The following is a 13,849-nucleotide window of genomic DNA, read 5'->3' as shown; positions in this document are numbered from 1 at the left end:
ACTTGTTGCATAGGACAGCAAGGAGACGAGGGATGAGTGACAGTGACACAAAGATGATGATTACGGAGCGGTTTGAACTTAAAGAGCAGATCTGCGGCGCGCTGCGGCAGCGCAAACCGGAGTTCGGCTTTGGCGGTTTTGGGGAAACGACGTACTACCGAACTTACAGTCGGAAAATGGAGGACGGATCGCAGGAGCATTGGGCCGATACCGTCATCCGGGTGACGAACGGGGTGATGTCCGTCCGAAAACACCATTATGCGCTGAGCAGGCTGCATTGGGACGAAGGGTATTGGCAGTCGTACGCTGCCGAAATGGCCGAGGCGATGTTCGAGATGAAATGGCTGCCGCCGGGGCGGGGGCTCTGGGCGATGGGCACGGAGTATGTTTACACCCGGGGCGCCGCGGCGCTCAACAACTGTGGCGCGGTCGACACCGCCGACCTCGCCACCGCCGCGGACTGGACGATGGACATGCTGATGTGCGGCGTCGGGGTCGGTTTCAACACCGCATGGAAGGGGCGGGGTACGGCCGTGCCGGACAAATCGCGCCCGGTACCTTTTGTCATTCCAGACAGCAGGGAAGGGTGGGTCGCATCGGTAAGGCTGCTGATCGAAAGCTACACCAGGGGCGGGGCGTGGTTCACATTCGACTACGATATGATCCGGCCCGCGGGGGCGCCTATCAGGGGCTTCGGCGGTACTGCTTCGGGACCGGAGCCGCTCAAGACGCTTCACCGAAGGATAGAGAGCTATCTGGACGCTTTTTGCGCCGGAGAAACGGATGCGACGCGCTGCACCGCCGATATCTTCAATGCCATCGGCGCCTGTGTCGTGGCCGGCAATGTGCGCCGCAGTGCCGAGATCGCCCTGGGGTCGGCGGAGGATGAGAGCTTTCTCTCCCTGAAAGATTATGAACGTTTCCCCGAACGTGCCGAGATCGGCTGGATGTCAAACAACACCGTTGTGCTGAAAAAGACGGAAGATTTTGCGAAACTCCCCATCATCGCAAAACACATTATCGCCAACGGCGAACCGGGCATCATGAACCTGATCAACGTGCAAAAATACGGGCGCTACGGCAGAGAGTCCGAAGACCGGGCGTGGCTGGCAAACCCCTGCAGCGAGATACCGCTCGAGAGTTACGAGCTGTGCAACCTGGCCGAGGTCTTTCCGTCGCGATGCGCGGGGGAAGACGACTTCTATAGGGTACTGGAGTACGCCACGTTTTACGCTTCAACGGTCGCGCTGCTGCCGACGCATCGCCCCGAAACAAACGCGATCGTGGTCCGCAACCGGCGCATTGGGGTCAGTCTTTCGGGCATGGCGGACATGCTGGACCAGCTGGGGGCGACCGAATTGACAAGGCGGCTGCGCAGGGGCTACAAGGTGGTGCGCTCGGCAAACCGCAAACTGGCGTCTGAAGCCGGCGTACCGCCCTCCATCCGGGTGACGACGATCAAGCCCTCGGGGACGATCTCGCAGCTGGCGGGCGTGAGCTCCGGGATGCACTTCCCGACGTTCCAATACGCTTTGCGGCGGATGCGCGTCGGCAATGATACCGCGGTCTGCCGTCTGCTCAAGGCGGCGGGCGTTGCGCATGAACCCGACGTCTACAGCGAGAACACGACCGTTTTCGCGTTTCCGATCGACCAGGGAAAAACTCGAAAGGCGACCGAGGTTTCCGCCTGGGAGCAGTTCGCTTTCCTCGCCATGATACAGCGCGAATGGAGCGACAACATGGTCAGCTGCACCGTCTATTTCGATCCCGAAACAGAGGGGCACCAGGTCGAGCACATGCTCGCGCAGTTCGCCCCGGTGATCAAATCGGTTTCCATGCTGCCGCACTCCGAGAGCGGGGCCTACAAGCAGATGCCCTACGAAGGGATCTCCCGGGAAACCTACGAAGAGAAGCTTGCCGCCATGCCGCATATCGACTGGAACAAGTTTGCGGACAGCGACGGGATCGAAAGCCGTTTTTGTTCAAACGATACCTGCGAGCTGTGAGCGGATGAATTTTTCTAACAGCATGGTGTAAGGGAGGGCCGACTGACCGGCTTTTTGCAGCCGATGCATGGTGACGATGTGCGTTAAAGCCCAAACCCCCTAAAATACGTGCAACAAACTATGAGGAAACCTTCATGTCGTTTACCGGACTCGGACTTATCGGCGCGATCGAACGCGCATTGCGGGAGAACGGCTACGTCGAACCGACGCCCGTACAGCAGCGGGTGATCCCGCTGCTGCTCGAAGGCAGGGACGTCATAGCACGTGCGCAGACGGGCAGCGGCAAAAGCGCCGGGTTTGTGCTGCCGCTCCTGCAGCTCTGGTCGCAGCGCAAAGGGGAGGGCAAGGCGAAGATCAAGGCCCTGGTGCTGACCCCGACGCGGGAGCTGACGCTGCAGGTGGCGCAGGCGTTCGAGACCTTCGGCGCTTTCCTGCCGAAGCCGCCCAAGGTCGTCAGCATCATCGGCGGCGAGCGCATCGGCGATCAGCTTTACGCCGTGCAGCAGGGGTGCGATGTCGTCGTGGCAACCTCCGGGCGGCTCATCGACGTACTGAGCAAGAAGCAGATGAACCTCTCGCATCTGGAGTTCCTGGTCCTCGACGAGGCGGACAAGATGCTTGACCTCGGCTTTGCCGAAGAGCTGGATCTTATTCTGCCGCAGCTTCCCGAAAAGCGGCAGAATCTTCTTTTTTCCGCGACCTATCCGCCGAAGATGCAGGCTATCGCATCGCGCATTACGCAGGAAGCCGTGGAAGTGGCCTTTGCGTCGGAGGCACCGACGGTTCAGAGTATTGAGCAGCGGGTCATCGAGGTGGACCGCGAGAAGCGCGGGCCGCTGCTGCGCCATCTGCTGGAGAGCGAACCGTGGGAGCAGGTTCTGGTCTTTATGGCCAACAAGCGCGCGGCGGACAATATCGCCGCGAAGTTCCGCAAGTACGGCTTTTCGGCGGAGTCGTTCCACGGCGACCTCACGCAGGAGGAGCGCAGCGCGACGCTGGAGGATTTCAAGCAGAAACAGTTCCGCATCCTCTTCGCCACCGATCTCGTCGGGAGGGGACTGCATGTCGAGGATATCGACTGTGTCGTCAACTTCGACCTTCCGCGCTCCCCGGCGGATTACATCCACCGCATCGGGCGGACAGGGCGCGCCGGAAAATCGGGCACGGCCGTTTCGTTCATCGACCATGAGACGCAGGCGCATTTCAAGGTCATCGAAAAACGCGCGAAGATCCGGCTGCCGCGCGAGCGGGTCGAAGGCTTTGAACTGACCGGCGAAGCCCCGGTTAAGACAAAAGGCCCGGCCCCGGTAAAGGGAAAGAAAAAAAGCAAGAAAGACCGTCTGCGCGAACAGGCCCAAAAAGAGGCCGAAGGGCGCTAGGCGGCGAGTATACACTCTCAATCAATTTGCATTTAGATTATGAAAGAATTTTTCGAAGACGATTTTTTCTAAAATCAAGGCGGAACAGTGCGAAGCGTACTATTGTACGTGAGTGCTGTGACAACGAAGAGTTTAGGAAAAAGCGTCGAAGAAAATGGCTCCGGATACTGGATGCCCTTGAAAGAACTACACAATACCGCTAGACACCGAAACAACGGGGTTTCGTATTTTTGACTTTCCTCAATAAACACGTTTTTTTTAGTAATGAATGGCACCATAATGGCACCAGAATGCTTCGTCAATTGTATCATTTAGGAAGATCGCATCTTAAACTGCTGTCCAGTTTTTTAGTGGCAGTATAGATTTTTCTCATGACGGCAATCTGTGCAGCAGTCGAGTGTTTGCCGTTGGCTTTCAGACGTTCATAAAAAGCCCGCATCTTTCATCGTTCCTACGTTGTATAGACAAGGGAGCGAGAAAAATAGGCAAATGATTTTTCGAAGACGATTTTTTCTTTAATCGAGGCGGAGACAAGTGAAATGGAGATTCAACCCCTGGGGTATATTCTAACTCAATCACTTTTTACGTGAGCCCCGGCGTCAAACTACTATTGAAGCCAACGGCTGACAGTTGTTATACGTCTATCTAATTTTCACGACAAAAACGGCCCATCCATTGGTATGATTTATGCATATTTTTTATTCTTCCTACAAGCGTAACGGCAGCTATCTCTCTTGCGGTGCTTACACATAACTTGAACGAAGCAAATCTCGAATTGCATTGCAAAGATTTCTGAACGCGGAAGCAGAGATAATATTTCGTTCATTCATGACATTTTTACGATGGGTTCACACCAAGGAACTCCCATGGGAACACCGATCGATTACATCTACGACAACAAACTGGAGTGGCAGCCGGCGCTCAAGGGCGCGCTGGGCGTACCGGGCCGTTACGGCTACCGCGGGGCGCTCGTCGTCACCGAGGGCAAATCCAAGCCCCAGACAATGCTCAAACAGGCCATCGCCATTTCGGACGAGGAAAAGATGCTCTTTTTCGCCGGAGAGCTGGCAAGCTTTGACGACTTCGAAGCGGCCTTCGAACGCTACAAAAGCGTCCTCTCTCCTAAAACCCTGACGACACTCTTTGTCGGTGACCTGGCGAGCGATGCCGTTTTCGTCTACGAGGGCGTAACCGTCTACGCTTTTTCGCTGGACGAGAGCTCCGTATGGAACGAGCTCGTCGAATCCGCCGACATGGACAAGAAGGAGCTCAAGCGCATGGGCGCCGAGGAGAAACTCGACGCCCTTTACGACCAGCTCAAGGGCAGCACCCTGCGCGCGGCGCCCAAAAGCTACGAAGAGGCGTGCGCGCTCAAGTTCTAGGCCGCCGCTTCCTCCGAGGCCGCCGGGTCTCCCGCCGGTCCGCTTTTCATCTCGTTTTCCTTACGGCTCTTTTTCCGCATGCCGTCAATGGTCCGAAACGCCCTGTCGCACAAAAGCGCATGCATCCGCTTTCCGTTTGCTCATGCCCTTTCAGTTTGCCGTTTGACGATGCGGTCGATGAACTGCCAGTGCCAGGCGATACCGGCAATAATCGCGATATGGAACATCTCGTGCGGCCCGATCACACCCGGGATGACCGTAGGCCACCGCAGAAAATCCATATTGGCCCCGGCGGTATAGGCCAGGGCGCCGAATAACAACGGCCTGATGAACGCGAATCCGTACAGCCGGTACGATGCATAACCGGAAACGACCCCCAGCCAGCCGAAGCCGATGTACAGCGTCAATCCAACCCACTCCGACAGATCGTTGAAGTAGATCGTTTTCAGGGTCAGCGCCGTGACGGCAAAGGTCCAGACAAATGCAAGGAATCCCCATCGGAGGAAACCGCGGAACAGGATGGCGTGAATCGGTGTAAAGGTACCGGCGATCAGGACGAAAATGCCCGCATGGTCGAGCCGCTGCAAAACGGCACGCGCCTCGCCGCCTGTTTCAAGATAATGATAAACACCGCTCATCGATAACAAAAAAATGACAGAAAATACATAGATGCCGACGGAAATAACGCGCAGACGGGTACCGTGCGACAGCAAAATCAATCGAAAGCCGTACCAGATAAAAACGAGTGCCGCCACCATGTGGCTGATGGTGCTGAACGGATCATTATGCCCGGAATCAGAAACAGGATTCATGATGGAAAATTATGCTTTACACTTTATAGCCTTCGTATGCAATCAAACGGCGTTTGCATGATTAGACGGCCATTCCTTTTTTTATATTTTATACAAAGCAAATTATAGTTTGTTTATTGAAATACTACTCGTTTTCAACGTGATGCGGCTTGATGCGGAAGATAACCGGCGGGTGTTCGGTCCGCGCCTCCGTTATGTTTATGTAGGGTGAAAGTTTGGCGTACCGCATACCTGCAAATGATTTGTTGCGCGCTATAATAGAAAGTTCATGGGGTTCGGATGCACTGATGCTACTGATCAAATATAGAGCTTGATGGCGGCAATAATTGCCGGACTTAATCAAGAAGCCCATCCGCTACAAATGATGACGTTAAAAAGACGCTCGCAGTACTGTGAAGGATTGTTATGTGGTTACACGCCTCTTGTTTCCTTGAATTCAGCATTCCCGTACCGACACCGTTCCTGCTGATGCTGCGACCGCAGAGCGGGTGGCAGCAGTGGGTTTCCAGCGAACATTACGTTTTGACACCGAGTGTTCCGGTAGTGGAATTTACCGATACCTTCGGCAATCTGTGTCAGCGGCTGGTCGCACCTGCAGGGTATTTTACCGTGCATACTTCCGGCGATTTCGAAACATCGGACGTTTGTGATATTTCTGCAGGAGCTCCGTTTGTCGAAGTGCAGCAGTTACCCAGCGAGACATTACCGTTTCTTTATCCGAGCCGCTATTGCGAATCGGACCGTTTCACCGAAATGGCGAGATCGATCACGGCGGGCCGGGCTGCCGGATACGACCAGTGCACCGCCATCGTCGAGTATATCCGCAATACCGTTCAGTACGCACCCGGTATGGGGCAGCAGATCATCAGCGCCGCCGAACTCAACCAGACGGGCCGCGGCGTCTGCCGCGACATGGCCCATCTGGGCATCGCCTGCTGCCGGGCGCTGTCGATACCGGCACGCATGGTCGTCGGCTACCTGGAACACCTCGCACCGATGGACCTTCACGCCTGGCTTGAAGCCTTTGTGGGCGGTCGCTGGTATACGTTCGATCCGACACAAAGCAATCTGCGCGGAGGGCGCATTGCGATCGCTTACGGACGGGATGCGGCCGACGTTGCCATCTATACGCAATTTGGCGATCCCGTCGAACTCCTGAATATGTCTGTCAATGTCGAACGGATAGCTATGCCTTCCTCCGGTTAATCGACGTAGCCTTGCTATATCGGCGCGGTTCAGGTATACTGTCCGTATTGAAAGATGATTTAGAGTTTCATCTTGGTTTGCACATTATTGAAGACTATCGGTCGCAGTTTTATTCTCTCCTCTTAGATTACTCCACTTTACTTTTCGACAAACATACACAAGGATTTGCTGTGGCAGATATGATCAATGGAACCGTCAAATGGTTCAACGGTGAAAAAGGCTTTGGGTTTATTGCCCCTCAAAACGGTGGAGATGACGTATTCGTTCATTTCCGTCAGGTCAACAACAGCGGTTATGGCCGCGTAGAACTGAACGAAGGTCAGAAAGTTACCTTCAGTATCGGGCAGGGTCAAAAAGGTCCTCAGGCAGAGAACGTTACGCTGCTGTAATGTTCTGCCGGCAGCGTGTGCTGCCCTGAATGCGTTCAGCTAAGAGGGCTTGTGTTCTTTTATAGAGCGATTTCAAGGATCTACATGGATAGCAGAGAAGCCGTGTTAAAGGCATTAAAAGAGGGTAAACAGCTGACCAGTGTGATTACCGGCATCCGCTACAAGCTGATCGATGGTCACATCTACGCAAGAAACAGTGAATCAGAAATATGGATGGAAAGCGGATTGACTTTTCTAAATCCGGCTTCCTGGCTCAACCTCAGGGACTGAACGTAACCATTTCCCGCATCGCAAACATTTTTCAATCATATATTCATGTTCTTCAGCCGTTGCCGCGATGCCGGTTGGCGATCCATACATTTAAAGGATCACATATGTCACAGCGAGTAGAAGGAACCATCATTTGGTACAGTCTCGACCAGGGATACGGCATTATCCGACAAAAATTGAATAGTAAAACAATTACAATCGACCAAAGTCAGATTCACTACAACTCTATGAGGGAGGTTGGACCACTCTCTGTGGGACAGCAGGTCTCCTTTGTCATCGGTAACTCAACTGCACAGGATCTTTACATTTTGTGATCATAGGGAAAAAGTCGGATGTTTTCAAGCGACTAGGAAACGATTTACCTGATTAACTGCTATGAACCGGATTCTGTCTCCGACATTTTTACATCAGTCGGGTTTGTCTCCTCTTCCGCAATGTACACTTCCGGTAATGGCTCATATTCGCCATTTTTCTTCGCTTCTTTCTTCAGGCGCTTCGCCTCTTTTTTCTGTTGTTTTTCAATTTCCCTGCGGCGTTTTTCAAACGTCTGTGTACTGCGTCCCATCAGCGCACCTCCGCCTGCATCTGTCCGATGTATGAAGACATGTGCGTTTTGTTGGAGGGCTTGCGCCTTTGCTTGTGATGTCCGCGCTGGGACTTCTGCTCAGGGTGTTTGCGTGGCTTGTTCATTTCAGCCTGTACTTTGACTTCAGAACGTTTCAAAGATGGATTTGATGAAGCTTCGCGTTTTTTGAACACCGGTATGTTGAAACCTTCGACATCCTTGCGTTTGATCTCTGCCTTGATGAGCTTTTCGATGCTTTTCAAAAAAGCCATCTCTTCGGGGCAGACCAGTGAGACGGCTTCGCCTTCATTGCCGGCACGTCCGGTCCGGCCGATACGATGGACATAATCCTCCGGGACATTCGGCAATTCGAAATTGACGACATGCGGTAACTGGTCGATATCCAGACCGCGTGCGGCGATATCGGTGGCGACCAGAATGCGGACCTTGCCTTCTTTGAACGCCTTCAGTGCTTTGGTGCGGGCGCTCTGGCTCTTGTTGCCGTGGATCGCCTCCGCCGCGATGCCGTCATCGATCAGCTGTTTTGAGAGGCGGTTCGCTCCGTGTTTGGTGCGGGTGAAGACCAGTACCTGTGCCCAGTTGTTGTTTTTGATCAATGCCGAGAGCACAGCTCGTTTTTGATCCTGCCTGATAAGATGCACCGTCTGTTGAACACGATCGGAGGTCTTATTCCGCTGGGCAACTTCAATGAGTTCGGGTTTGTTCAGCAGTGAATCGGCCAGGGTCTGGATCTCTTTGGAGAAGGTTGCTGAAAAGAGCAGGTTCTGACGCTTCTGTGGCAGCATTTTGAAGATCTTCTTGATATCGTGGATAAAGCCCATATCGAGCATGCGGTCCGCTTCGTCGAGGATAAGCATTTCTACCTTTGAAAGGTCGATGTTCTTCTGATTCGCATGGTCGAGCAGCCGCCCGGGTGTTGCAACGACGATATCGACGCCGCTGCGAAGTGCATTCGTCTGGGGATTGATGTTCACCCCGCCGAAAATAATCGTGGAACGCAGCGGGAGGAATTTCCCGTAGGTTTTCACGCTTTCTCCCACCTGGGCGGCAAGTTCGCGTGTCGGTGTCAGCACCAGTGCACGGACGCTGCGTTTGCCTCTGGAGGTAGCTTTTGTGCTTAGCAGTTGCAGCATCGGCAGGGTGAACCCTGCCGTCTTGCCGGTTCCGGTTTGGGCTCCGGCGAGGATATCTTTGCCTGAAAGGACAACCGGGATGGCTTTTTGTTGAATGGGTGTGGGCTGTGTGTAACCGGTTTCGGCAACAGCGCGTAAAATCGGCTCTGATAGGCCAAGTGTTGTGAATGACATGTGTCTTCTTTTTGATTGAGCCTACCGAAAGTCCGAAAACAAGCGCCGGTCTAGGCTGAATGATGATAATTTAGTTAAGGCGATCAAAAGAGAGCGGAAAGCAATCGAAGGATAACAGAAACGGAGTCAGTCGCAGACCGAGGTGCGCTGAAAGTATGACATTATACTATATTTCTACGGTGTTTACATTTTCTTTTTGATTGAGTTGACAATATCAATATCAAAGATATTCAGTTTTGTCTTGTCGATTTGTGATCTGCTCGTGCGTCTGTGATGCTTATTTGAACAGTGAACAGGTTCTGGATGATTCATTGGATATTATACTTAACAGATCTTTCACTCTGCATTCATTTGAGGGGCCATTGTCCTTTTCCTGTGTCCATTGTGCACGAAAAAGGAAAAGTATGTCCATCTATCAACTGGTGCACCTTGACAGAGATGCCTATCTCGCGTCAATCGCAACGATCACGGATCCGAAAAGCCTCGGATTCGCCGAACAATCCCTTCGCTGGTGGGATCGTCATTTCAGCTGGAAATATGACGGCTGTATGGTGCTGTCTGACACGCAGGCGAATCACCTCTGTTACATCTTCTATAAAATAGACTGTTATGGTGACTATCTTACCATCCATAACCTTTTTACGCCAAAACCATTGCAACGGCACGGATACGCCAGACAATTGCTTAGTGACGTATTCGAGCATGCGCTGACAAAACACGTCCGGCGATTTCGCTGCACCTGTGTTCCCCAGTCACTGGAGTTTTACCTTTCCCTTGGGTTTGCTTACTGGGGGAGCAACACGGCAAAAGACTACTATTGCGACCTTCCCATGCCGTCAGATGGGCTTGAAGGGGTGGCTCGCATGGTGAATGATGCCGATGCCAAAGAGCTCATGGGGAAAAGTGAAGCCATCATTCGAAAAAAAGTATGCGGGCATTCCAATACAATGGGAGAAGAGTGTGATGGCACTTACAAAGATGACCTGAAAAAAATGGGGAACAGTTATCTGGGGGAAGCTCTTTGTCTTGAATAAACGACCTTGATCTTTTTTAGGACGAATGAAGAACTTTCTACATTTCTATTAGATTAGATAAGGTCAAAAATACCAGAGATTCACATTTAGAGAGAAGCTACCGAGCCGGTATGCATCAGCCAGCAGACACATTGTCAGACAAAAACCTTCGTTTTTCTCTGCCTAATGTGCTGTGGTTAGGGAGAAGACTCCCTAAGACCCTCTAAAAACTACGCAAATTTCAAAAAATTTGCATTTCTTCTCAAAAAATGTCTCCACATTTCTATAATTCCTTGAAACGCATTACGGAGTGTTTCATGGGAAAGAGCAAACGCATCACGATCCGACTTTCCGAAAAAGAACATGATGAGCTGATCCGCAAGGCGGCCGAGGCTGAAATGCGGATCAGCGCTTTGATCCGCGCCGCGATAGACAGTGCCCAAATCGATCCGTGCGATAAAAAGAACGTCCCGCTTCCGCTTCTTCGCGAGCTAAACGCGATTGGCAATAACCTCAATCAAATTGCTCGTCACCTGAATTTCGGTAATCCTGTCGATATTGCCGTTCTTTCCGGCCTTGCGGAAATCGAAGACGACCTTGTGGCACTGAGTGGACAGTATGCTGATTAAATTCTTCCCTCACGGTATAGGCGACGGAACCGCAGCTATGGAGTATTTGCTCAAAGACAGTACCAATGAACCCAAACGGGTCGTCCGTGGTAACAGCGGTCTTACCCTGGATATCATCCGATCGGTTCCGTTTAAACAGAAGTATAAGAGCGGCGTTCTCTCGTTCGAGGAATCAGAAATCGATCCCAATGTTGCAGAATCAATCATGGACGGATTTGAACAAACTATATTCAGTGGGATTGAGGACGGTGACCGTAACATCTTATGGGTCGAGCATCGGGATAAAGAAAGAGTGGAGTTGCACTTCATCATCCCTCGGATTCATTTGGGAAGCCAGAAAGCTTTCAACCCATTCTGGCATAAAGTGGACCTGACGCGCGTCGATACCTTTAAAGAACTGGTGAACCTTCAATACGGTCTCAGCGATCCGAACGATCCCGATAAAGAGCGCAGCCATAGCTATGCCTACAATCCCTCTGATAAACGCCTTATAGATGTTTCCAAGGATGAATTGGTCGAAACTCTCTACGAACTGGTGGAAGATGGTGTGATCAACAACCGCAATGAACTGATCGACGCGCTCAAATCAGCTGGATACGCAGTGCCCCGAATCGGGAAAAACTACATTTCCATTCAAGCGTCAGACTGGAAAAAAGCCAAACGATTTAAAGGAGGCATATTCAATGAATCATTCACAAGCGTTAGCGGCCTTGAAAAGGAAGCAAAAAGAAGAGTCAAGGATTATCAGCGAAACCGAAACAATCGTGAAGCGGGAATTGAGAAACTATCACAAAAGCTGGAACGGCTCAATCAACAAAAAGCTCTCTATCATACGCAAAGATATTCAAAAAATCAGCTGCCGTCCGGTGTTGACACTTCTGTCGGGAATACTCATCGGAGCAGGGACGATGTGGCTCTTCCTCTCCGTCGTTCATGCACCGAAAAACGAGACAGTTCAATACCCGACAACCCAACAGGAGCAGTAGATGAACAAGAAAAGTACATTGATCCAGTCGTTGATGGACCAGCTCGAAAACGAGCGAGAGGAGAAAGAGGCGTATCGGCAAAAACTCGACGAGATCGAACAAGTCGCTTTGAAGAGTTTAAAAACTCAAGAAAATCATTGTTTGAGCAAACTTTCGGAGCTAAGCGAGAGCGCCGATCTGCAATTGTTGAACGTGCAGATAGAGGACTTAAACAAGCAGGTAGGGAGCTTGCAGAAACAGCTCGAAGGATTGACGAAGCAGCTCAAATCGTTGGTGACATCATAGAAAAAAGCCAGAAAGGGCGAGGCGGTGGAACAGTTGGAGGAGGGACTAGATGAAAGTGGACTTTGAATCGCTCGAACGGCTACCATTGATTGAAAAAAAACTCGATCACATGATAAATCTCCTTGAGTCGAAACAACAAAAACGCTGGTTGAGTTCGAAAGAAGCAGCGCATTACATGGGCTATTCGGCAGATACTATTAGAAAATTGATCAAAAACGGCGATTTGCAAGAGGGTATCCACTATCACCAAAGATATAGAAAACTCGTATTTGATTCAGTGGCACTGGACCGATGGCTAATGGGTATTGAGGAAGACGAAAGTCCGGCAGAAATCGACGGTATTATCAGCGAAATCATCGCGGAAGTGAAATCCGATGCTTCTTGAAAATGCTATACTTGCTTCGGAAACCCCGTATTCGGTTTTAGCGGTTTTTTCGAAAGGAAAAAACTGATGAAACTATATGTCAAAAAGACAAAAACTAAAAACGGCGTGAGAGAGAGCTTGTGGGTCGATTTCTCCCATGGAGGAAAACGCTATCGAAAACCATTGAAACTCGACAATACGCCCGAAAATCGCAAGCTTGCGAAAACCAAAATCATTCCGCAGCTGATGCTGAAACTGCATAGCGGCGAGTTCTTTGAAAAGCGTATACCGACACTAAATGACTTCAGTGTCACATCCTTTGAAATGCACAGCAACTCAAGACGGGCTGTCACACAGACGGAGTATGCAAACGCCTACAGATTGCATATCGCTCTCGTCCTTGGAAAAAAGAAGATCGACACTATAAAACCTTCCGATATCCAGAGATGGCAAAACAATCTGCTGAAAACGCTTAGCCCCAGAAGGGTGCGCCATATCCGGGCGGTTCTCTCCGGTATTCTCAAAGATGCTATGAAAGACGAGCTGATCGAGAAAAGTCCATTGGCCTTGGTCAGTACTCCAAAGCTGAACAAGACGGATATCAACCCGTTCAGCGTTGAGGAAATCAATCTGATTTTGAACGGCTCATCCGGCCAGTTCCGCAACTTCTACGCATTGGCATTCTTCACGGGAATGCGCAGCGGCGAAATGATCGGGCTGAGATGGGAAGATGTGGATTTTTTGCGTGGTTCTATTAGCGTAAAGCGTGCGATCAAGATGGGAACAGTGACGGAACCGAAAACTGCTCAGAGTATTCGCCAAGTCGAAATGATCGATACGCTGATTCCGTATCTACAAGATCAGTTCAAACAAACTGGACAGAATGACAGCTATGTCTTTCTTAACAGAGATGGCGAACACTATTATGATATCAAACGCATCCGCGACACAGACTGGAAACGGACATTGAAAAAGTGCAGATTGGAGTATAGGCCGATCTATCATACCCGTCACTCATTCGCGACAATGATGCTGGAGCACAATGAAGATATCTTGTGGGTATCGAATATGCTTGGCCACAAAGACGCGACAATGACACTGTCGCATTATGCACGTTACATTAATCGCAAACGCAAAAAGAGAGCGTCATTTCTTGAAAAAAGCGTGGCACTGAATGACACCGTAATGGCACCGAGAATTTCAAAGAGTGCTTGAAAGATCGTAATTTAGGGGTT

The 13,849-nt window shown here is 51.1% G+C and carries 15 protein-coding genes; 11 read left to right on the top strand and 4 right to left on the bottom strand.

Features of this window, described 5'->3' with window-relative positions; genetic code table 11:
* Positions 1-32 precede the first annotated feature (32 nt).
* The 3 genes from LOH54_RS09190 (at position 33) to LOH54_RS09180 (ending at position 4,767) form a co-directional block, all read left to right on the top strand.
* Positions 33-2,006, top strand: a complete 1,974-nt coding sequence (locus LOH54_RS09190) for a ribonucleotide reductase barrel domain-containing protein (protein ID WP_231018646.1) — start codon at positions 33-35, stop codon at positions 2,004-2,006.
* Positions 2,007-2,140: 134 nt separating this feature from the next.
* Positions 2,141-3,385, top strand: coding sequence for a DEAD/DEAH box helicase (locus LOH54_RS09185; protein WP_231018644.1), 1,245 nt, complete (start codon positions 2,141-2,143; stop codon positions 3,383-3,385).
* Positions 3,386-4,251: 866 nt separating this feature from the next.
* Positions 4,252-4,767, top strand: a complete 516-nt coding sequence (locus tag LOH54_RS09180) for a hypothetical protein (protein WP_231018642.1) — start codon at positions 4,252-4,254, stop codon at positions 4,765-4,767.
* On the opposite strand, the gene LOH54_RS12935 is transcribed toward LOH54_RS09180, so the two are convergent.
* Positions 4,764-4,892, bottom strand: a complete 129-nt coding sequence (locus LOH54_RS12935; RefSeq protein WP_255707221.1) for a hypothetical protein — start codon at positions 4,890-4,892, stop codon at positions 4,764-4,766. The two genes, LOH54_RS09180 and LOH54_RS12935, sit on opposite strands and share 4 nt — an antisense overlap.
* Before the next feature lie 15 nt (positions 4,893-4,907).
* A complete protein-coding gene (gene trhA, locus LOH54_RS09175; RefSeq protein WP_231018640.1) occupies positions 4,908-5,579 on the bottom strand; it encodes a PAQR family membrane homeostasis protein TrhA in 672 nt (223 codons plus the stop codon).
* A gap of 753 nt (positions 5,580-6,332) precedes the next feature.
* Here trhA and LOH54_RS09170 point away from each other — a divergent pair.
* From LOH54_RS09170 to LOH54_RS09160, 3 genes are all read left to right on the top strand, one after another.
* Complete coding sequence (locus LOH54_RS09170; RefSeq protein ID WP_231018624.1) at positions 6,333-6,785, top strand: transglutaminase-like domain-containing protein; 453 nt, start codon at positions 6,333-6,335, stop codon at positions 6,783-6,785.
* Positions 6,786-6,955: 170 nt separating this feature from the next.
* Complete coding sequence (locus tag LOH54_RS09165) at positions 6,956-7,174, top strand: cold-shock protein (protein WP_283949359.1); 219 nt, start codon at positions 6,956-6,958, stop codon at positions 7,172-7,174.
* A gap of 84 nt (positions 7,175-7,258) precedes the next feature.
* Positions 7,259-7,444 carry a hypothetical protein gene (locus LOH54_RS09160; RefSeq protein ID WP_231018622.1) on the top strand — a complete coding sequence of 62 codons (186 nt, stop codon included), beginning with the start codon at positions 7,259-7,261 and terminating at the stop codon, positions 7,442-7,444.
* 373 nt (positions 7,445-7,817) lie between these two features.
* On the opposite strand, the gene LOH54_RS09155 is transcribed toward LOH54_RS09160, so the two are convergent.
* The gene (locus LOH54_RS09155; protein WP_231018621.1) at positions 7,818-8,009 is read right to left on the bottom strand and encodes a hypothetical protein; all 192 of its coding nucleotides are present in this window, start codon (positions 8,007-8,009) and stop codon (positions 7,818-7,820) included.
* The gene (locus tag LOH54_RS09150) at positions 8,009-9,337 is read right to left on the bottom strand and encodes a DEAD/DEAH box helicase (RefSeq protein ID WP_231018619.1); all 1,329 of its coding nucleotides are present in this window, start codon (positions 9,335-9,337) and stop codon (positions 8,009-8,011) included. Before LOH54_RS09150 ends, LOH54_RS09155 begins: the two co-directional genes overlap by 1 nt.
* A gap of 404 nt (positions 9,338-9,741) precedes the next feature.
* Between LOH54_RS09150 and LOH54_RS09145 the strand changes: the two genes are divergently transcribed.
* The 5 genes from LOH54_RS09145 to LOH54_RS09125 all read left to right on the top strand — a co-directional run bounded on the left by LOH54_RS09145 (position 9,742) and on the right by LOH54_RS09125 (position 13,829).
* Positions 9,742-10,371 (top strand): GNAT family N-acetyltransferase, encoded by a 630-nt coding sequence (locus LOH54_RS09145; RefSeq protein ID WP_231018613.1) that lies wholly within the window; start codon positions 9,742-9,744, stop codon positions 10,369-10,371.
* Between the two features lie 296 nt (positions 10,372-10,667).
* Entirely contained in the window at positions 10,668-10,979 is a 312-nt protein-coding gene (locus LOH54_RS09140; protein ID WP_231018611.1) for a plasmid mobilization protein, read from the top strand.
* A gap of 37 nt (positions 10,980-11,016) precedes the next feature.
* Positions 11,017-12,303 (top strand): relaxase/mobilization nuclease domain-containing protein, encoded by a 1,287-nt coding sequence (locus LOH54_RS09135; protein ID WP_231018609.1) that lies wholly within the window; start codon positions 11,017-11,019, stop codon positions 12,301-12,303.
* Positions 12,300-12,635: a helix-turn-helix domain-containing protein gene (locus LOH54_RS09130; protein ID WP_231018607.1), complete on the top strand. Its 336-nt coding sequence runs from the start codon at positions 12,300-12,302 to the stop codon at positions 12,633-12,635. Before LOH54_RS09135 ends, LOH54_RS09130 begins: the two co-directional genes overlap by 4 nt.
* A 66-nt stretch (positions 12,636-12,701) precedes the next feature.
* Positions 12,702-13,829, top strand: coding sequence for a tyrosine-type recombinase/integrase (locus LOH54_RS09125; RefSeq protein ID WP_231018605.1), 1,128 nt, complete (start codon positions 12,702-12,704; stop codon positions 13,827-13,829).
* The last annotated feature ends 20 nt before the right edge of the window (positions 13,830-13,849 follow it).

The organism is Sulfurimonas sp. HSL-3221, from assembly GCF_021044585.1.
Classification (GTDB): Bacteria; Campylobacterota; Campylobacteria; order Campylobacterales; family Sulfurimonadaceae; genus Thiomicrolovo; species Thiomicrolovo sulfuroxydans.
This window is presented reverse-complemented; position numbering and strand designations above follow the sequence as displayed.